Origin of the sequence: Leptospira adleri (assembly GCF_002811985.1) — a bacterium.
Classification (GTDB): Bacteria; Spirochaetota; Leptospiria; order Leptospirales; family Leptospiraceae; genus Leptospira; species Leptospira adleri.
The window spans coordinates 72737-93120 of record NZ_NPDU01000006.1; the positions used below are offsets into that span (position 1 = coordinate 72737).

Genomic DNA, 20384 nt, shown 5'->3' on the forward strand with positions numbered 1-20384 from the left:
TTATTCGGTGAAGTTCATTCTTTCGATTTGAGAATCGACCAATTTTTCGTCTTTGTCCAAGGTTCTCTTTTTATAGTGTCCGTCCGGATGGAGAAATCTCGCTTTGACGTTGTCTTTCAATTGTACTTCCAAGATCTTTTTGATTCTATCCTTGTTCTTGGGTTCCAAAATCGGAAAAAGGACTTCGATTCTTCTTTCAAAGTTTCTCGGCATACAATCGGCGGAAGCAAGAAAGGTGGATTCCGTTCCGCCGGAATAAAAGTAGTAGATTCTTGTGTGTTCCAAAAATCTTCCCACGATCGAAAGGACGGTGATATTTTCGGAAATACCTTTGAGGCCCGGTTTGAGACAGCAGATTCCTCGGATGATAAGATCCACTTTGACTCCGGCTTGACTGGCCTTATATAAGGAAAGTATGATGTGCGGATCTACGAGAGAATTCATCTTGAAGACGATTCTCGCCGGTTTTCCCGCGAGCGCATTCTCCGTTTCCTTTTCTATCATCGTAATAAATGTGGATTTGAGATTGTGCGGAGACGCCGAAAGAAGATTTAAGGTCGGCATCTTCGCGTAACTCGTAATCGTATTGAAGATGGTCGAGACGTCCTCGGTGATCTGTTTGTTGACCGTAAAAAAACTGAGGTCCGTGTAATACTTGGAAGTAGTCGAATTGTAGTTCCCCGTTCCAAGATGCACATAACGCACCATGTGATCGTCCTCTTTTCGAACCACGAGAAGCATCTTACAATGAATTTTTAATCCGACAACGCCGTAGACTACGTGCACCCCGCGCGCTTCGAGCTTCTGCGCCCATTTGATGTTTCTTTCTTCGTCGAAACGGGCCTTGAGTTCCACGAGGACCGTCACTTGTTTTCCATTCTCCGCGGCTTGTCCGAGATATTGTATAATGGGAGAATCCCCGCTCGTACGATATAAGGTCATTTTGATTCCGAGGACTTTCGGATCTTCGGATGAAATTCTTAAAAGATCTTCGATCGCGGAAAAGGATTGATACGGATGATGAAGAAGTCGGTCTTTCTTTTTCATCGCTTCGAAGATTTTTTCGGGAGTGTCGAACTTCAGAGTCGTCTTCTGTTGAAAGAAAGGATATTTGAGTTTGGACGTATGATCCAAACCGTAGAAGAACATCGCGTCGTTGATGTTCAAAAGGGAAGCTACGTCGAAAACTTCGTGATCCTGAAGTTCGAGGAGTTCGCGGAGCGTGTTCTTGATAAAAGGAGAGGTTCCTTGGTGGATGTCCATACGAACTGCGTCGCCCCAGATCCTGTTGCGGAGTTCGTCCTTCATCGTGATCAATAAATCTTTTACCGATTTTTCCTCGTCGATGGAGATGTCCGCGTCCCGGATAATTCGGAAAGGATAAATTTCCTTCACCGTCATTCCGTAAAAAAGATCGTCTACGTGGAGTTTGATGATCTCTTCCAGGGGAAAAAATCTTCTTTCGTCGCCTTTGGTTTTCAGATGTAAGAATCGGGGAAGTACCGAAGGCACTTGCACCACCGCGAAGAGATCCTTTTTGCCGCCGGTCTTTTCGTCGTCGGTGCTGAGAACCATCGCGAGGTTCAGGGACTTGTTGAGAATATGCGGAAACGGGTGAGAGGTATCGATCGCGAGAGGAGTTAAGATCGGAGACACGTCTTCTTTGTAGTAACTTTGGATCTGTTTGATTTCGTCGATAGTCAATTCTTCCGGATTGAGAATCACGTGGATTCCGGCTACTTTCAATTCTTCTAATGTATTGGAGAACGTTTCATACTGTTCTCTGACGAAGGCTCGGACTTTGTCAGAAAGGTCCGAGAGAATTTCGGAAGCGCTGTCTCCGTTGAGACTTCTTTCGTCGTTCCCTTCTTTTACGAGGTTGCGAAGTCCGGCGACTCGAACCATATAGAACTCGTCGAGATTGGTTTCGGTGATGCTCAGGAATTTCAGTCTTTCTAAGAGCGGATTTTCAGGATCGTTCGCTTCTTCCAAAACGCGTCGGTTGAAGTCGACCCAGGAAAGTTCCCGGTCGAAAAATATGTTCGGGTTGCCGAGATGGATTTCCGGTAGATTCCCGTTGGAAGAACCGTTTTCGCTCGTCTTTGTAGGAGCCTGTTCTTGTATTCTTGGCTTTGACACTTGGATATCCTGAAAATTCTGGGAAGCCCCCGGAGAAAGAAGATCGAACGAGGGATTCTATTCCTGTTTAAACCTCCTTTGCGGGGAGTCAATGATTCTTGGAAGGATTTCGATGACAGCTTCGTAACCCCCTTCTTTTTCGACGAGGGTTCTATAGGAACTCCTTGTCGGAAAAACGACGATCTTTCGTGAAAAGCCGCGCGCCCCGCCCGGATTTAGGGTGGTGGGGTGGGGGGCGGAAAGTTCGGGAAAGTTTTCCTTATCAGAAAATCATTTTTTTACAAGAAAAAATCCTCCTTTGTAGGAACTCACACATCCATTCTTTTTTAAGTCCGGATCGATTCTGAAGCGCCTTTCCCTCCGTATCTTTAAGGATGAGGAGTTCCCGCACTTTTTGAGAAGTCGGATCGGATCTTAATTTCGAAAAGTATGAGTTCCTACTTTTTCAAGACTTTCAGGGAAGAATCCGATTCTTTCGAAAAAAGGGAGTTCCCGCATTTCCGGAGACTTTTCTAAAAGACCGAAAAGATTTAATTCTAAAGAAAAGCCGAATTCTTCTTGGCAGGGACTCGTCTAAAACAATGAATACAGAGTAAGGAAGAAAAACTTGGCAATTCCCAGTCGTTACGCAGTTGCAATTCATATTCTCACATTCCTGGAAAATGGAAACGGGGGAGATACGACTTCCGACACGATAGCGCAGTCCGTAGGAACCAACCCGGCGATCGTCCGGACTCTCACGGGAAAGCTCAGAAAAGCGGGACTTGTTTTGACGAGACAAGGGGTTCCCGGAGCGAGTCTTGCCAAGCCGGCGACGGAGATTCTACTTTCCGATATCTACCGCGCGATTGAGGATTCCGATTGTCTTTTTAACGTTCACGATCATCCCAAACAAGATTGTTCCGTAGGAATGGGAATTCTCCCGGCCCTAGAATGTATCTTTGCTCAGGCGCAAACCGCCCTCGAAGCCAAACTCGGAGAATTCTCACTCGCCGACGTAATGAAACAGGTTCGAGGCGAATGTCTGAAAAAAATGTCTCTTACGAGCTGATAAAATTGTTTTCTTCTTTCCTTTTTTCAGGCCCAACTTGTTAAAGTGTTTGTAACAGGACAACAAGAAGAGTTTCAAGAAACGGAAATGGAAGGAAAATCAAAAGGAGAATTTGGACATGGAATTACTGGAGAAACTCAAATGGCGTTACGCAACAAAGAGAATGACGGGAGAAAAAGTCCCTCGGGAAAAAGTGGAAAGAATCTTAGAGGCAATTCGACTTACTGCTTCCGGATTCGGACTGCAACCTTACAACGTCCTTGTAATCGAGGATGAAGAATTAAAACGCCAAATCCGACCGATCGCAAACAACCAACCCCAAATCGAAGAATCTTCGCATCTCCTCGTGTTCGCCGCGTGGGAGCAGGTAAGCGAAGAAAAAATCCGGGATTACATCCGACTCATCTCCGAGACCAGAAATCTTCCCGTGGAATCTTTGGAAGGATTTAAGAATTCCATGTCGAACTGGTTTAAATCCCAGAGTCCGGAAACAAGCTACAACTGGGCCGCGAGACAGACATATATCGCGTTTGGAACCGGAATCGTCGCCGCGGCGGTTGAAGACGTGGACGCAACCCCGATGGAAGGATTCAACTCCAAAGCGTTGGATGAACTGCTGCATCTAAAAGAGAAAGGTCTGAGATCGACGTCGATTCTAACTTTGGGTTACAGAGATTCGGAAAAAGACTCGCTCGTAAAGGCGATTAAGGTAAGAAGGGCCAAGAAAAATTTTGTGATCGAGTATTCGGGAGTTCCCGTTTCGTAAAAAGTGAATTAGAATATTCAAAATACAAAATATTCCGGTTTTAGAATGTGATTTTAGATTTATCCTTCGAGATTTAGGAGTCTCTGCTTTAGGTTTTAGGTGAAAAGAGATTTTCGGAGGAGTTTCTTTGATATCCAGATTCTTGCCGAAAAGTGATCCCAAAAAGAGGAAGGTCTTATTTCATAAAGTTTACAAAAAAACCCGAAGAATTTTGCGAGAGAATCAGGGAGAAATTTGTTTTTCGATGATCCAGGTTTTAAGAATTTCGAGATCGTCGATCACTTGAATCTTATATTTACCGGAGATTCCGGGAAGAATGTTCCAACCAAAATACCGGATCGAAACCTTCTATTCCGGTTGAAGAATCCAGTCGATTCTTTTGCAAACCGAATCCGGATTGCAGACCTCGATTTTTAAATCCCGTTTTCCCGGTTTACGAATTTCTAATGCGATGATCGGTCTCTTCTCAGGATGGAACGTTTCGTCGCATTCGGAAAGTTTGTTTTTTGAAAGTTCCGAACAGATTTTAAAATCCTCTTCAAAGAACGATTTTCCCGCCGGAAGAATGTTCGAAGGATTCCAATAGACGACTCCTTCTTTGAGTTCTTTGTAAAAAAGACGAATTCAAATCTTATCTCCGAATACATTGGTTCTTCCTACTTTGATGAGCATATAAAAAAGAATTCTTTCTTAGAAAGAAATTTTAGATAAACCCTCGACGTTTTCTCTTGGAGCTTTGCCCTGTCGGCTCGTCCAAGATCACCGCTTCCAAAAGAAAATTTCGCAAAGCCTTCGAGTCGATTTCTTCTTTTGAACCGTAAGAGATCGATCTTACGATCTTTCTTTCGCCGGCAAAGAGTAATTTCCGAGGATCGGAAAGAAGATTTCCCTTGCAAAAACCGAATTCCACACCCGATTTCGGACCGAGAGGAACGGAAGAGGGCCAAATAAAACAGATCCTTGTGTTGAGAAAATAATAGGGCACGTTGTATGAAATCTTCTCTTTTACTTCCGGAATCGACTCGAACACAAACTCTCGAAGAGTCGAGACGATTTCTTTTTCTTCCTCCGTGAGTTTTGTAAAAAAGGATTCAAAATTCTTCATGTTCTTTTGCGGTGTTGAAAAGTGCAACACTGACGAACTCGGTTGACAGATATCATACTACTGTCCCACCAAAACTTAAATTTCTGAGTCAAAAATATCACGGTATTCAAGCCGGATCTTTTTCACTTTTCGTTTTTTCAAAAAGAGAAGAAGAATTTTTTTATCAGTTATACTTCCGAAGTCGTAGTTCGAAAAAAAATGTATCGGAAACCCATGTCGAACGACGTCCGATTCTATCGTTTGTATCGGATCGGAATCCAAAATTCTTCCTCCGAATCGGGATCTCCATTCTTATACTTGTCTCCCAGCTTTTCAAAATGAGGTCTTTCGTCTAAGACGTAATCCGAATTCGGCAGCCAAGTTTCAAAGATATATTGAAACGTTTTGTGACCTTCGCTTGCTCCGCCTTTATGCAGAAAAACCGAGTAAAGACCTTTGGGAATCGTAATGGTTTCCATTTCGGAAGGAATCCAATCTGTATCTTGAACTTCCATCGCGGCCCATTTTACGAATTCTTTATTCGGATCAAAGTTTGCAAAGTAGGAAGAATCATAGATTTGTATCGAATATAAATCGGTTCCTATGGAGTTTTTGATTTCATTCTTTCTCGGCATAAAACTTTGCCAAAGGTCCGCCGTTTTATTTTGGGTCAACGACATGGTCATTCGTTTTCCGATCAGTAATTTTCCGAGAATCGTTTCTAATCTTGATTTCATTGAAAGGTTGAATCCTGATTGACCTCAAAAGACGAGACTTCCCGTATTTCTTTGTTCCCATAAAGTAATTTTGAGAAAAACGTTTGAAACCGACTTAAAACAATCCGAGCACAAATCCCGCGAGAGCGGCCCCGCTCAAAGGCGCAGCCACGGGAAGCCATGCGTATTTCCAATTCGAAGAACCTTTTCCCGGAATCGGAAGAAGGAAATGTGCGAGCCTCGGTCCGAAGTCTCTGGCCGGATTGATCGCGTAGCCCGTGGTTCCTCCCATCGAAAGCCCGATGCTCCATACAAGAATCCCGACTAAAAATGCTCCGAAGTGGGTGGTCAAACCTTGCATCGTCGGAGAGAAGATGGACACGATTCCTAAAATCAATAAAAAAGTTCCTAAGAATTCGCTGAAAAAATTGGAAGCGGTGTGAGAGATCGCGGGCTCGGTCGAAAAGACCGCGAGAATTTTTCCCTTATCCTTCGTTTCTTTCCAGTGAGGAAGATAATGCAAAAAGTTGAATACGGCTCCTAAAAAAGCGCCGGCGATCTGAGCGGGAAGGTATATTAGAATTTTTGAATAATCTCCTGACTTGATTGCGAACGCGAGCGTCACCGCAGGATTGAGATGAGCGTCGGGACTTCCGAAGGCGTTCGAAGTAAAAATTCCGAGCATCACGGCAAAGGCCCAACCCGCGGTGATCACGATCCAACCGCTGTCTTTGGATTTACTGTGTTCGAGTAAAACGCCTGCGACGACTCCGTTTCCCAAAAGGATCAGAACGAAAGTTCCTAAAAATTCTCCCAAAAAAGGCGATGTCATAATTCCCCCACGAAAATCGGGACCAAAATCCACGGATTTCTAAGATCGGCAATTGGTTTTTGGAGCCCTCAATTTTTTCATTTTCCCTTATCTTTTTTCCGATTCGACCGATGTAAAACTTAGGAGGACAAGATGCCCGCATTTACGATTCCAGGACTTAGCTCCGGTCAAGACACGAATTTGATCGTAAAAAAACTGGTGGAATTGGAAGGAAAACCGATTCGCCGACTTGAGCAACAGAATTCGTTTAACAAAGCTCAAGTAAAAGCGTGGAACGATTTGAAAATCGTGACCACCGACCTCCAGAATAAAACCAGAGCACTCATCTCTTTTACCGCTCCGTTCGCAATGAAGAATATCGTTTCCGAACCGGAAGGCGTCGTAAGCGGAGACGCGTCTCGTTCCGCGAGCGCCGGAAAACGCAAAATAGAAATCAAGGAACTCGCGACCTTTCATCAAGTTTCCGGAGACAAAACGGACGCGAACAAACAGATTCCGGCGGGAAGTTTTAAAATTTTTTCCGGAGATTCCGAAAAGGAAATCGAATTCTCCGGAGGAACGATCCGAGATCTCGCGGCCGCGATCAAAGTATCCGCGGCTGGACTTGTGAACACCGGACTTGTAAAAGTGGACGGAGACAACTACGTTCTCACGTTGACCGCCGGCCTTTCGGGAAAAGAGCGCAAACTCAAGTTTGAAGATGCGAACGGAGTTCTTCAAGCGTCCGGTCTTGTGGGCGCGACGAACCCTGCCGACCCTACGAAAGAAATCAATCTTCTTCCGGAGGCGGATCAGATTCTCGTATTTCAATCCAAAAAATACGGAGTCGCCGCCGACGCAAAACCGACTTTCAAAGAAGAGAATGGAAAAAAATGGATCGAAGTTGCCAGCGTAGGATCTTTTCAATTCGGAATTCCGACCTCGGAATTAAAGAAGAATACGAAGATCGAACTCATCACACCTACCCAACTTGCCTCCGAAGACAAAGTAGAATTAGGAATTCTTTATAAAGAAAACGATAAGGAGAAGATGGTCTTGGAAACCGCTTCCAAAGAGGAAGGAAAGATCGTTCTCAATCTCAAGAGTTTTCCGTCGGGAATGAAGGCACACAAGATTCTTTTTGCGAACTCCAGCGGAAAGACGGTTGTTTTAGAAAATTTTCATATAGTCGTTCCCGGAGAATTTAGAGGCGCGAAGCCCGCGAAGGAAATCACCGAAGCAAAGGACGCCGTATTCTTAGTCGACGGAATCGAAGTCAATCGTCCGAAGAACGAAGGTTTAACGGACGTCCTCGACGGAGTTTCGATGAATCTCCTCAAAAAAACGGAATCACCCGTGAGCATCGACATCAAAACAGATTCCGATAAGGGACTCGAGATGATCAAGGAATTCGTAGCCGCATACAATACCGTATTAAAGTTTTCTAAAGAATCCACGGCGGTGGACAAGAACGCGCAAGTAAACGACGGAAAAGAGGACGGCGGAGAAATCGGACAAACCTTCTGGGAAGGAAAAACCAAAACCGGCCTTTTATCGGGAGAACATACGGTCCTTCGTCTCATCGCCGGAATGAAAACGGTAGCGAGTTCTTCTTATCCGGTTACGGGCGAGAACCCCGTCCGAATGTTAAGCGACATCGGAATTTCGACGGGAAACGTCGGAAGCAAATGGGCGGATATACAAGACGGGTTTTTGATTCTCGACGAAGAGAAACTCAAAAGCAAACTCGCCGAAAATCCTGACGCGGTACGAAACCTTTTCGCGATCGATACCAATTCCGACGCGAGAATGGATACCGGAGTCGCAGTCGATCTTTTGGAACACGTAAAACCTTACACGCAATATGCGGGAGGACTCGTTTCCGGAAAGGTAAAGATGCTCGAAGAGCAAGTCACGGATAACAATAAGAAGATCAAGGAATATGAAAATCATCTCGTGAGTTACGAGAAAAAACTGAAATCCAAGTTTCTTTATATGGAACAGGGAGTCGGTAAAAACAAGGCCGTGGGAGCGTATCTGAACAACAATCTCAGAGGCGCTAAAAGCGAGTGATTCAAGCAGGAGGGTGAAATGGAAATTTATATCAACGAACATCTCTTAGATAGTTCTCTTGAGAACGAAAAGAAATTAGGCGAAGTTTTTGGAGAGATCACAAAGTGGGTCGAGTCCAAAGGAAAATATCTTCTCGGCTGCACCGTGGACGGGGTGGAGTTTCAGCCTTCCGAAATGCAGGATCGAGGAATCGATTCCACAAACAAGATGGAATTTTTTATCGGAGAAGAGATGGACTTTCTGGTTTCCACTCTTACCGAGTTGGACCTTTACGTCGACAAAGTGGGATCAACGTTGTTCGGAAGAGATTCTTTGACCGAAAAGGAATCCAAGGAATTATCGGACGGAGTAAAGTGGATTCAATCCGTGTTAAATTCCGCATCCAATCTACTTCATCTCAAGTTGGATCAGATCAAACCGATGGGGACCGGAAACACCGTGTCTCAGATCGTTTCCGAAATATCCTCGCATTGCACGAGTTTGGACAGCACCGAATCCATCGAATCCTTTTTGGAAAATTTAAGAGATCTTAAACTTTTTATCATGGATCTCGTTGCGAGAACCCAAGTGTTGGATTTGGATCTACCAACTCTAAAAGAAATTTTGAATACGTTTATCGGCAACGTCGGCGGGCTCAAAGAAAGTTTCGTAAAAGTAAACGAAGCCTATCAATCAGGGAAGGACGAAGTTGCGACCGAACTGCTGACACAATCCATATCTCAGATCAACGTGCTTCTTACTTCGTTTATCACTTTGAAATTTAGAAAACCGGATTTGGATCTTTCCGAAATTTCAGTCGAAGGAATCGGATTTGAAGAAAAAACCGGCGAGTTAAACGAGATTCTCGCTTCGGTCGCCGTCGCGTTGGAAGAGAAAGACATCATCCGCGCCGGAGATTTGATCGAGTATGAACTTCCCGGAACCTTGGACGAGTTCCTTCCGTTTTTAAAACTGATTCAAGAAAAAATTTCCTAACGGAAAGGAACTCTACGGAAAAGTTTGGGCGAATCCGTCCTCGGCTTCGCCCAAGGACGGACCGCGCTTTCCGCTCCAATCAACCGATTGAAAATCCGCAGAGAAGAAATCGAATGAATCGAAGCGCAATCGGTTGATTCCGCTACAATCGCTTTCGCTTCTGTGTAACGGAATTCCGTTTAAAAAACTTCAAGACAAAAGATCGTAACGTCGTCCGACATTTCTCCGCCGCCGTAGGAACTGGAGTAGGATAGAATGGAACGGATCATAGAACTCGTGTCGTCGCTCACCAAGGATTTAACCGCGTCCAAAAATTGAAGTCTGCCTAAGATATTACCTTCACCGTTTCTCACTTCGAATAAACCGTCCGAGTAAAAAAGGATCCGATCTCCCGGAATCAGATTCAATTCGTATCTATGAATTTTAGGGGAAGCGATCGCAAAAAGAATTCCGCCTGAGCCCTCGATAAAACTGCATTCTCCGTTGCGGATCAAAAGGCCCGGGTGATGACCGCCGTAGCTGTATTCCAATCTTCTAATGGAAGGAACATATCTCATGTAAACGGAGGAAAGAAAGTGCAACGTGATCGTATCTTTTAGAAGATGGTGCATAAACAGAAGATTCTGATCCGTAAGGGTGCTTCTTCCGGTCGCCGCGCCGAACGCAATGGAGGTCATGGCGGCCACCATCGCCGCCGAGATTCCGTGACCGGAAACGTCTCCGAAAAGGATGTGAAGACTTTCGTCTTTTTCCTTTTTTACGTTAAAAATATCCCCGCCCACTTTCACATACGGCTGAAAATAAGAATGAATTTTGTAATTCGGAGAATCCGGGAAATCTCTGGTCGTGATCATCTCTTGAATATCCCGAGCCAGATCCAAATCCAGGTCCAATCTATATAACAATTTTCTAATTTTTTCCAAGGACTCTTTTTTTTCTGTGATGTCCCGGAGGATATAAACCTTTCCTCCGTTTTTGCCGGAAAGAGGAATCGGAGAAGAAGAGACTTCCAGATATTTATTTTCCGGAGCGTGAAAAAAATCTTCCTGAAAACCGATCGGATTTTTTTCGCCGTTCACCCTTAGGTTGATAAATTCTTTTCTTTCAAAATAGGAATCCGAAGGAAAATCTTCTAGATAATCGCAAAGGTTGAGCTTCATCCCCATACCCAAACCTTCCGGAAGATTCAACATCTTTCTGGCCGAAAGATTAGTAAAGAGAAGGGTTCCCTTGGAGGACAAAAGAACCACACCTTCCCTGATTTCGGAATAGAGTCTGAGCGCGATATGCTCCAGCTTCAAATCCATAAATCCGTATTTGTGAATCGCGATAAAGATGCAGATCGACTGAATCACCGCTGCGCTTCCGCTCATCGGAGGAAACGTAAGAGAAGGGTTTATAAATCTTGGAAGAATGGTAGTGAGAAAACTGAAGACGAAGGTGGCGATGGTTCCGTACGCGACGAGTCTGGATTGTTTTTTAAAAAAAGAATTGGAGGAACGCAAACTCCTAACGATCAGAAGCAACGAACCGAACAAGGTCGGGGCGCCTATGACGATCGTGCTGACCGCAAGATAGAGAGGACCGGTGACGATCACGTCTCCCCAGTAAGCTCTTGTGCTTCCGGAAATCACCAAATCGGTGCTAATCGCTATGATAAAGGAGATCAAGGAAAGACCGCGAAAAAAATAGATCAAAAAACGGAAAGAGGCGGCGGCGAACTCTACTGCAAACTCGAAGAAGAGACAACCGATAAAGATCCAGGAGAAAGATGAAATTTTAAAAATAATTTCAGGTAAGTTTCCGGGCAAAAAGGACCAGTAGAGAATGAGCGCGATATGCCAGATGGATAAGAAAAAGGAAAATCTAAGATAAAGATTTACGGTTCTGGATTTGCCTTTGAGCGCGCTCACATACGCGAACAAACATCCGTTGATCATCAAAGCCGCAAAGGGAATGAGAACGTATGGATTCATCGGATTAAAAAATCTCCAGTATCAGAATCGCGAGATCGTCGGTCAGTTTACCCCGTCCGAATTCAAGGGAATGATCTATGGACGTTTTAAGAATTTGAGAAGGAGTCTGCACCGGAATTTCGCGGAGTCTTTCGAAAAATTCTTCATATCCGAGGATCTCCCCTTCCATATTTCTCACCTCAAAAAGACAATCCGAATGTAAAAAAAGAATATCACCCTTCTTTAATTGAAAGGAGTAGTTCGATAAGTCCGTTTCGGGAGTGATAAGAAGAATTCTTCCCGAACCGTCCAGAGAAAGAATTTCTCCTTCGCGGAAGATCAGAATCGGATGATGTCCTGCATAAGAATATTTTAATATTTTTGTATATGGATCGAACGAGAGATAAACCGCCGAGATATGATGGCTTAAAACCGCGCCGAGGAGCAGATTTTGGATTCTTTCAAGCGCTTGTTTCGGTTCCGGATTCGCTTCCGAAACGAGCTGAAAGGAAATGGAAAGCATTCCTGCTACCATCGCCGAAGAGATCCCGTGACCCGAAACATCCGCGAAAAAAACGTCCAGCTTTCCGTCCGAACGTTCGAGCGCCCTGAAAAAATCCCCGCCCACCAATTCGAAAGGTTGAAAATGAGAATGGAATTTGTATCGGGTGCTTTCCGGAAATTTAGTGGAGATCGCCGAAGTCTGGGCGATCTTTGCGATTTCTAAATCTTTACTCAGAGCGGTATAGATCGATTCGATTTTCTCCCGAGATTCTATTTTTTCAGTGATGTCCCGCAAAATGAAAAGGTAACCCCTTTCGTTTCCCGTTAATTCTATATTGGATCTCGTTAGTTCCACCCCTTTGCAGTTGGGATTGAAGATCGGCTGGTATTCTTTGGAAAGATGGTTCGGATTCTCCTGATAACCTCTGAAGTAATCGGAAGGATAAAAATGAGAAGGAAGAGTATTTGAAATTCCTAATATACGAATCGCGGATTCGTTCATGAAGAAAAGGGAACGATCCTGTTTGACCAAGATCATTCCGTCGTGAATGTCCTTGAAAAGTTCGACTGCGAGTCCTTCTATGTTGATTCTTAAAAAGCCGTATTTTGTGATGGCGATGAATATTAGAAAAGATTGAATTACGATCGCCATCGGCGTCCAAGGGACGGAAAGAATTCTACCTTGTTCGTCCACTTGGATGATCTCAGAATAGAAGCTGAGGCACATAGCGATAGTGGAGCCGAAGATGGCGAGTCCTATTTGTTTTCTCTGATTTTTGTGCGAGGAGAAAAAAGATTTAGCGAGAATTCCCAAGCCGATAAAAGCGGGGAGCGCGACGAACGCAAGAATTACGACATGATAAACCGGTCCGGGTTCGTTCTCATAACCCCAGTAATAATGAATGCTGCCCTTTACCACTTGATCGGTCGTAAGCGTAAGAAGATAAGAGACTGGAACGCCGATGCGAAAGAACCAGAGAAACGGTCCGGGGGAACGATTTAAAAACGTATAAACGAATTCTAAATAAAGGGCTCCCACCGGAAGCCAAGTGATCGCGAGAATTTTGAAGGACCATGTCATCCACGATTCGGGAAGATAAGACCAAGTGAAAATATAAGTGAAAAGCCAGGCGTTGAGCGCGGTTGTATAGATCAGGTAGGAGCGGATGATCGGATTTCCCGTGCGTCTTGCATAAACGAAGGCGATAAAGATCGTATTCGCAAATAGGGCAATCATTGGAAAATAAAGATAATAATTCATACGAAAGAAATCTGTAATAACCTCGAAATGCCAGGATAAAAGATCGCCCGGACCACCGGCGGAAAAGAGGCGGAATTCCAATCCTATTATTGGTTTTGACGAGGAATTTGAAACTATAAAATATTTATTTACAGCTTGCTCCGAAACTTTATTTCATTTTTTCAGAAAGATCAAGCTGCAAGAACCTGTCCCAGTTTTGGGAAAGGTTCTTATAAAAATACCGTTCTTTTTGAATGCAAGATGCAAAAAAAAATATTGTAAGAGGGTGGAATCGGATCGGTTTCCGCATTTACAAAATTCGGAAACTGAAAGTTCGGATCAAAATCAAAAAAAGGTTTCACGAAATTCTAATGGATTATCGATCCTAAGTTTTGTGAAGGATAGAATCCGTTTCATCCAAGCGGAAACGCAACGGTTTCCCATCCTAAAATATTTTTGAAAATTGGAAATAAATAATTTCTGATCGAAAGATTAAAATTTTCACGAAAACCGCGTGAAAAAGCGAAAGTCGGTTGAGGGGAATTCTGAAGAGAAAAACGGCGCTCCCCTTGATTTCGACGGATTTGAAGATCAAAGGGAGATGGATTTTAATCGAAGGACTTAGTCGCTCCGATATTTACTGCCAGAATCGTCGATTCAGCGCCGTAAGAATAACCGGCGTTGTTAAAGGAAGTCGGACCGGTTTTGATCGAATGAGAAAAGTCCCAGTCCGTTCCTTTGGCTCCGGTTACGTGATTTTTAGGACCGTTGTAGCTGACTCCAAGATCCAAACTCCATTTGTCGAAAAGATAACTGATTCCGCCGGCGAACACGTGATAGACGGAGAAAAATCCTCCCGTGGTTCCGCCTAACCCGTTGCTTTTGATCGCAAGAGAATTGTAAGAATAGCCGAGTCTGTATATCCAGGAATCCGAAAGTTTGTGTTCGAATCCGACCAGAACTCCGCCCTGGTTTCTGAAATTGAGATGTGCGTCCGCGTCCGCTAAATTTCCGAAAGGGGTAGGAAGCCAAGGGTCTTCGAGTTTTTGATTCGCTTTTTTGAGATAAGAACCGTAATTCGTATAGATCAAGTCTACGGCGATTTTTATGTTTTCAGGTCCATAAGAAAAGCCTAATGAATGTTTTTCGGGAAGATCGAAATTGTAGGAGACTCCCGTTTTTCTGTAATAATTCGGATCGTTCAATCCGATCTGATAGTGGCCGTTCAGAGGAACGGAAGAATGGGCTTGATAAGAATAGGCGATCCTAAATCGATCGTTGACCGCGTAGTTGGCGCCGACGACTCCGCCGATTGTAAACGCCTTCTTGCTGCTTTCGTAATAATATCCTTGTCCTGGAACTTCGACGGTTCCGGTGATATCGTAGTATTTTTGATTCAACTTTTGTGTTCCGTAGATCGCTTCCACACTTGCACCGAGGGAAAGATTCCCGATCTTAAAAGAAAGACCGTTCACGAGTTTTACGACCGCAAACTGATTTGAGTTTGATTCTTTGATTTGTTTTGAATCTCCGATCGGTCCCGGAAGGTTGGTTCCGCTCCATTCGTTGAGCGATTGTCCGTTCGGAGTGTTTCTCGTAATTTTTTCAACTCCTCCGATTGCGCCTCCGGGAATGTAAAGCGCGACCCCGTAATCTATGTTGTCCGTAACAGGAAGTTTCAGAGCGACGTAAGGCGCGGGTGCGTTGACCTGGCTTTTTTTATCGTTGTTGTAAACGTAACTCGGGTTGGAGTCCAAAAATTGGTCTTGATAACGATTGTAGATCGTAGAATTTCCAAGACCAAATTCTATCTTTTTCCCCTTTGTCAAAGAAAGGTTTGCCGGATTGAGGGCGACGTCCACGGGTGAACCGCCTAAGGCGGTGTTAGCGCCCGCCAACGCTTCGTATCTCGCGTTGATTGCGTTCCGAGTCAAACCGTCGACCGCCCAAATTGTCGAGTCCGCGAACAAGATAAGAATTAAGAAAATATTCGCGAAAAGGAACCGCGCTCTGTTGCCATTGTTGAAAACCATTTCTATCTCCTGAGAAAAGAGTCATTCAAAGGATTTTCGAAAGAGAATGGACTACAACCGTGATATTGGATATAAATCTGTTATTTGAGATTTTAATGAGAATGTTGTGGAAGAGCTTCTCATTTTGTTTAAGATATTGGATTCACCGTTTCATTCGTAAAAGAAGGAGTTCCTACTTTTACGAACGGGGGATTTTGAACCTGGCTGCGAGCGGGGAGCCGAAGACTGGAATCCGAGCGAGATTCCGCCCAAATTCAAAAACGCGCTTAGAAAGAATTTCTTTCCTTCGGACTTCCATTCTTCCTTCCCATTTTTAGAACGTTGAGTTTCAGATCGTTAGCACGTTCTTATATTTCGATTTGAGCCATTTTATAAACTAAGATGTCACTTTCTTGAATTCGTATATCATTGAAGTTCGAATTCAAAAAAGAGAATGGTAATAAAACGATGAATCCTTTGACAAAAAACCAGGCACAGAGTCTCAACGAATCCTTTGAGCTTATCAACTTGGATAAGGTGAAATTTGCGGAACTCATCTTCGCCTTTTTAAAATTCAATCATCCGAAATATGAAAATATCTTCACGGTCCTCAAGATTGACGACGTCCGTTCTTTTATGGGTTCCGCCCGTGAAGTGGTTACTTCTTCCAGTCATGATTTTTTATTTACGAAGGCCATTCGGAATTTCGGTTCCGAATGTCTGAAGATCTGCGGACGTCCGGAGGACATCCTACATCTGGAAAAAGCCTGGATCTTCGGTTTGGCGGAGTGGCTGGGTCCCTGGCATACTCCGGAAATTGAGGAGACTTGGTCGGAAGTCTTCAATATCACCTATCTTTCCTTTACGGAAACGCTTCAGTGGAGTTAAAAAAGATTCCTTGATTCGATAATCCTTTCTCTTTTTGAATATTGAGCGGTTCTTTTCTTCCTTTCCCGTTTTCGAAAGAATCGTTCGTTCCTACAAAGTATCCATTCCGTAAAAAACCGTTTGATACGGACTTAAAGTCCGTTTTTCGCTATCACTGGAAAATCCTTTTTGAAAAACGCGGCAGGGATCGACTCGGAGTCAATCCATTTGGTACTTTCCGTTATTTGTATATTCGAAAAATTGAATGGATTGACTGAAGAGGAGAGCCCGGTCCGTCGAAGACGGAGCCGCCCGAAAAAATCAGAGGTAGACCGTATTTTCGGCGTTTTTGGATTTGAGAATTTCTCTCGCGTTTGCTTCGTCTTTTTTCAATTGGGAGATCAGATTTTCCACTCCCGAAAATTTGACTTCGTCCCGGAGGCGATCCGTAAACGTGATTCGGATCGTCAGGTCGTAGATCTCTTTTTCAAAATCGAAAATATTCGATTCCACCGTGAGAGGGTTTTCGCCGAAGGTCGGGTTTCGTCCCACGTTGATCATCGACGGATATTCTTTTCCTTCGACGTTCGTATAACCCGCGTAAACTCCCACGCCGGGGAGAAGAATGTTTGCCTCCGGTTTTACGTTCGCGGTCGGAAACCCGATCGCCCTTCCTCGTTTGTGTCCGCCGACCACGATCCCGGTCACGGAATAAAAACGGTTCAGGCAATTTTTCGCGTCCCTTACGTTTCCTTCTCCGATCAATCCTCGCACATAAGAACTCGAAAGTTTGATTTCTCCCAAATAGACCGGATCGACGCGTTCAACCGTGTAGTTTAGATTTTCTGCATATTCTTTAAGAAGTTCGTAGTTTCCCCTTCTTCCCTTTCCGAAACAATGATTGTATCCGATCACGATCTTTTTTGTTTTTAATTGTTTCAGGAGAATTTCTTCCAGGAAAGTTTCGGCGCTCATTTCGGCGAGTTCCTGATTGAAAGGAAGCACGATCAAAAAATCGATCCCTTGTTTGCGGATCCATTCTTCTTTGTCCTTTAGAGTCATCAGACTCTTCATTTCCGGGTTTTTTCCCAATACGATCGCGGGGTTCGGATCGTAGGTGACGACGCAGGAGGAGAATCCGCTTTCCCGGGAAACCTTCAGGACTCGGTCGATCAGGGCTTGATGACCCAGATGAATTCCGTCAAAATTTCCCAATGTGACTACGCAAGGAGAATGAATCGATTTTCCCGCTCCTTCAAGTGTATGGATTGTGATCAAATTCTTCCCGGTCCTGTCGATACTATGAGTAGATGATTTTCTACCGATTTGTATTCTTTTCTCTCTGTTTAATTTTTACCAGTACGGGGTTTCTCCAGCCGGAAGAAAATCCGAAATTTAAAAAATTCATCAACTTCGATCATCAGGGAGAAGAGGGCGCTCCTCTTCAAACCGAAGACTTTCGAACCTACGCCGAACTTTCCACTTGGGCGATTCACAACGGTCTTCAGTTGGTCCGCGACCGTTCCGATTTTGCTCCGGGCGCTGGAACGGGCAAACTCCAAAACGGACTCTGTAGAATGATTCCGGAAGAAGGGCTTCGTTTTTATCTCACGGCGGATCCTTTTCGAAACGAACCCCTCTACGTTCAATTGGATCTAACGCAGTTCACATACACCGAAAGACCGAAAGGTCTCAAACCCCGCGATCTTAGAATTTTTGTGAACGGGGTTCTCAAAGCTACGATCGCGTTTCCGGGAAATTCTTCCACGTATTCTTCGCAGTTTCCGGTTCGCTTTCGAGTGGATCCCGGAGAATTGATCGAGGGAAGAATGGACTTCCGTCTCGTTCCTAACGCGGGCGAACTCGGTCGTTTCTGGGGAATCTGGGACGTCTTCTACCGCTATCACGCTCCGTAGATGGTAGCACGGCGTCCTTTTCCGATCGTTCGCAAGGAGGAACCGCCGTTCACAAGGATTGTATTTTGGAAAATGCGGGAACTCCCTCGGTTATTCGAGGAATTTTTTGATTTCTGAAATGTGGGAACTCACACAAAGGGAAAGTCTTGAAACTTCGACGATCACCAAGCGGAATGTTTCCTTCGGAGTTCCCGCGGAACTCCGATTGCAGAACTTCCGCTTTGTTCTCAAAAAGTAGGAACTACTCGCTTTTGAAAAAGGAAGGTTCGAATCGAAAAAATGCGGGAACTCCCTCGGTTATTCGAGGAATTTTTTGATTTCTGAAATGTAGGAACTCACACGCGGAAGTTTGCGGAGCGTGAAAGTCGCGGTCTTTGGCAATTAAGGGAAATTGGAAGTGAATTCTGCGGGACTGATTGTCTTAAAATAAGAAGTAAGTCCGGCAACTTTGAAAACTTTTTCGATCGCGGGTTTCATGTTCGCGATGAAAAAAGATCCGTTGAGGTCTTGAACGAAATTGAGCTGTTTGATCAACATTCCGATTCCGGAAGAATCGATGTAATTGAGTTTTTCAAGATTTACGACTACGTTTTTATTTTCTTTATTTACGTTCGTTTCGAAAAACGTCTTGAGATCGATGGAGGTGTATATGTCCAGACTGCCTGAAAGACTAACTATATTTGTTTCTCCTGACTTTCTGTGATTGATTTCCATACCGATCCTTTCCTTCCCTTTTCCTAGAATTTGACGATAAGTTCAATCTATTTTTGATAAAATTATAGGGAAAATCCGAGAACCTCCGAAACTATAAAAGGACGGCGTCCGGAAACTGACATGAAAGCAACATTATTTTATTTCCTCATTTTAATTTGCGCCTTTACCGGGATTTTCGGGCAAGAATTCGAACCGGACGGTAAAGTTAAAATTCTTCCGTACGAACCCGGACAAGTTAAGGACCTTGAAGTTTTAGGAAAGGACATCGCCGAGTTCCACAAGAGGATCGAAAGTCGTCTTGCCTTCTTAAATCGAAGAAAACAGATCCAAGACAACCTTTACAGTCAATTTATTCCGGCGTATGAGGATCAAATTCCTCAAACCAGAAATCGTTATATGCTCGATCTTCGTTTTGTTCTGAAGGTTTCAGGCGCAGGAGCGCAGAATACGCCGATTAAATTGGAATCGATCGTTTTCTGGAGTAGGAAATCATTAATTTCCAAGATGAGACCTCAAGACGAGGAAATCAGCATTCTTAAAAACGACAAGGTGGGCGCCGAAGGTTCGGATGCGATCGAATTGGTAGTAAAGAAAAAAACGGACTCCGGAACCAAGGAAAGGGTGTATAATGTCGCTACGATCCGGGAACCCGCGCAAAGAGTAAAACTTGTCCGTATTTACAGAACCAATCTTTTGGAAATCATTCGCAGAATCGATAAATATGTGGAAGGAAATATCAAGACGAGCGCGGAAGACGTGGAGACCACTCTTCGAGAAGTGGAGAACGGCGGACCGTATCAGGAGAATCTTCCAAAGGATTGAACTTCTTTCATGAGTGATCCGGGACTTCAAAATCATTTTCCGGATCACTATAGAAATTTGGGATTATCCCCTCTTGCTTCCGTAGAAAAGGTCAAAACACGTTATCGTGAATTGGCTAAGATCTTTCATCCCGATAACAGAGAAACCGGTTCCTCCGATCTCTTTCAGAAATTCGCGCATTCTTACCAAATTCTCACGCATCCGACTCGAAGAAAAGAATACGATCTTCAATATCTCTCAAGGCATCCCGAAATCTTATTTCGTTTTCGGTCCGCGAACGAAGGGAAGAACGGAAGCGAAGAAGTTCCACATCGTCCTAGAGAAATTCCGGCTTCGAGAATTTTATACGCCGGTCAGGCGGTCGAACTCGCAAGGAAGGGACTTCTTCGAGCGGGAATGCGGAACCGGGAAAGAAAAAAATATTCTGGAATCTTTTACGATATTAGAATTCTCTTAACTACCGAAGAACTCAACGTTCCTATCTTCGCGAAAATTCCTTTGGTGGTTCGGGTTCTTTGTCCGGATTGCAGAGGGTCTAACGTGTTCTGCGATTCCTGCGGAGGCAAGGGGACATACAAAAGTTTTCGAAATCTGAATTTGGAAGCGGAAGCGGGGAAACTTCTTCCCGGAAAAGTCTACGAACTCGATCTTACCGGACTCAAACCGGACGGTTTTGTTCATTTTAAGAAGAATCGTCTGAAAGTAAAAATTGAACTCCTGGAAGGGAGAAAAAAATAGG

18 protein-coding genes and 1 pseudogene are annotated in these 20384 nt (G+C 44.2%); 9 read left to right on the forward strand and 10 right to left on the reverse strand.

The window, feature by feature from the left end; all coding sequences use genetic code 11:
* Positions 1–2139, reverse strand: coding sequence for a polyphosphate kinase 1 (ppk1, locus tag CH376_RS03670; RefSeq protein WP_100784820.1), 2139 nt, complete (start codon positions 2137–2139; stop codon positions 1–3).
* 607 nt (positions 2140–2746) lie between these two features.
* Here ppk1 and CH376_RS03680 point away from each other — a divergent pair.
* The gene (locus CH376_RS03680; protein ID WP_100784822.1) at positions 2747–3190 is read left to right on the forward strand and encodes an Rrf2 family transcriptional regulator; all 444 of its coding nucleotides are present in this window, start codon (positions 2747–2749) and stop codon (positions 3188–3190) included.
* Between the two features lie 118 nt (positions 3191–3308).
* Positions 3309–3956 carry a nitroreductase family protein gene (locus CH376_RS03685; RefSeq protein WP_100784823.1) on the forward strand — a complete coding sequence of 216 codons (648 nt, stop codon included), beginning with the start codon at positions 3309–3311 and terminating at the stop codon, positions 3954–3956.
* A 222-nt stretch (positions 3957–4178) separates the two neighbouring features.
* Here CH376_RS03685 and CH376_RS24525 read toward each other — a convergent pair.
* The 4 genes and pseudogenes from CH376_RS24525 to CH376_RS03715 all read right to left on the reverse strand — a co-directional run.
* Positions 4179–4562, reverse strand: a pseudogene (locus tag CH376_RS24525) (M23 family metallopeptidase); the annotation flags it as partial.
* A 97-nt stretch (positions 4563–4659) separates the two neighbouring features.
* Positions 4660–5061: a DUF1801 domain-containing protein gene (locus tag CH376_RS03700; protein ID WP_100784825.1), complete on the reverse strand. Its 402-nt coding sequence runs from the start codon at positions 5059–5061 to the stop codon at positions 4660–4662.
* Positions 5062–5294: 233 nt separating this feature from the next.
* The gene (locus tag CH376_RS03710) at positions 5295–5777 is read right to left on the reverse strand and encodes a GyrI-like domain-containing protein (protein WP_100784827.1); all 483 of its coding nucleotides are present in this window, start codon (positions 5775–5777) and stop codon (positions 5295–5297) included.
* 94 nt (positions 5778–5871) lie between these two features.
* Positions 5872–6588, reverse strand: coding sequence for an MIP/aquaporin family protein (locus CH376_RS03715; protein ID WP_100785029.1), 717 nt, complete (start codon positions 6586–6588; stop codon positions 5872–5874).
* Positions 6589–6720: 132 nt separating this feature from the next.
* Between CH376_RS03715 and fliD the strand changes: the two genes are divergently transcribed.
* Together fliD and CH376_RS03725 are read left to right on the forward strand one after the other, a co-directional pair.
* Entirely contained in the window at positions 6721–8640 is a 1920-nt protein-coding gene (gene fliD, locus CH376_RS03720) for a flagellar filament capping protein FliD (protein WP_100787926.1), read from the forward strand.
* An 18-nt stretch (positions 8641–8658) separates the two neighbouring features.
* Positions 8659–9615 (forward strand): hypothetical protein, encoded by a 957-nt coding sequence (locus CH376_RS03725; protein ID WP_100784829.1) that lies wholly within the window; start codon positions 8659–8661, stop codon positions 9613–9615.
* A 179-nt stretch (positions 9616–9794) separates the two neighbouring features.
* Here the strand turns inward: CH376_RS03725 and CH376_RS03730 are convergent, their stop codons facing one another.
* From CH376_RS03730 to CH376_RS03740, 3 genes are all read right to left on the reverse strand, one after another.
* Positions 9795–11591 (reverse strand): SpoIIE family protein phosphatase, encoded by a 1797-nt coding sequence (locus CH376_RS03730; RefSeq protein WP_100784830.1) that lies wholly within the window; start codon positions 11589–11591, stop codon positions 9795–9797.
* A 4-nt stretch (positions 11592–11595) separates the two neighbouring features.
* Positions 11596–13335 carry a SpoIIE family protein phosphatase gene (locus CH376_RS03735; RefSeq protein ID WP_100785030.1) on the reverse strand — a complete coding sequence of 580 codons (1740 nt, stop codon included), beginning with the start codon at positions 13333–13335 and terminating at the stop codon, positions 11596–11598.
* 587 nt (positions 13336–13922) lie between these two features.
* Positions 13923–15347 (reverse strand): OmpP1/FadL family transporter, encoded by a 1425-nt coding sequence (locus tag CH376_RS03740; RefSeq protein WP_100784831.1) that lies wholly within the window; start codon positions 15345–15347, stop codon positions 13923–13925.
* 447 nt (positions 15348–15794) lie between these two features.
* On the opposite strand from CH376_RS03740, the gene CH376_RS03750 reads away from it, so the two are divergent.
* Positions 15795–16214 carry a globin gene (locus CH376_RS03750; protein WP_100785031.1) on the forward strand — a complete coding sequence of 140 codons (420 nt, stop codon included), beginning with the start codon at positions 15795–15797 and terminating at the stop codon, positions 16212–16214.
* A gap of 300 nt (positions 16215–16514) precedes the next feature.
* Here CH376_RS03750 and CH376_RS03760 read toward each other — a convergent pair whose 3' ends face one another.
* Positions 16515–17471, reverse strand: coding sequence for a bifunctional riboflavin kinase/FAD synthetase (locus tag CH376_RS03760; RefSeq protein ID WP_100784834.1), 957 nt, complete (start codon positions 17469–17471; stop codon positions 16515–16517).
* 32 nt (positions 17472–17503) lie between these two features.
* Between CH376_RS03760 and CH376_RS03770 the strand changes: the two genes are divergently transcribed.
* Entirely contained in the window at positions 17504–18109 is a 606-nt protein-coding gene (locus CH376_RS03770; protein WP_100784835.1) for an LIC10729 family protein, read from the forward strand.
* Between the two features lie 106 nt (positions 18110–18215).
* On the forward strand, positions 18216–18347 hold the full coding sequence (locus tag CH376_RS24720) for a hypothetical protein (protein ID WP_276328257.1): 132 nt from the start codon (positions 18216–18218) through the stop codon (positions 18345–18347).
* Between the two features lie 143 nt (positions 18348–18490).
* Here the strand turns inward: CH376_RS24720 and CH376_RS03775 are convergent, their stop codons facing one another.
* On the reverse strand, positions 18491–18823 hold the full coding sequence (locus CH376_RS03775) for an STAS domain-containing protein (protein ID WP_100784837.1): 333 nt from the start codon (positions 18821–18823) through the stop codon (positions 18491–18493).
* A gap of 120 nt (positions 18824–18943) precedes the next feature.
* Between CH376_RS03775 and CH376_RS03780 the strand changes: the two genes are divergently transcribed.
* Both CH376_RS03780 and CH376_RS03785 read left to right on the forward strand, forming a co-directional pair.
* Positions 18944–19645, forward strand: a complete 702-nt coding sequence (locus CH376_RS03780) for an LIC_12936 family protein (RefSeq protein ID WP_100784838.1) — start codon at positions 18944–18946, stop codon at positions 19643–19645.
* A 9-nt stretch (positions 19646–19654) separates the two neighbouring features.
* Positions 19655–20383, forward strand: a complete 729-nt coding sequence (locus tag CH376_RS03785) for a J domain-containing protein (RefSeq protein ID WP_100784839.1) — start codon at positions 19655–19657, stop codon at positions 20381–20383.
* Position 20384: the final 1 nt, after the last annotated feature.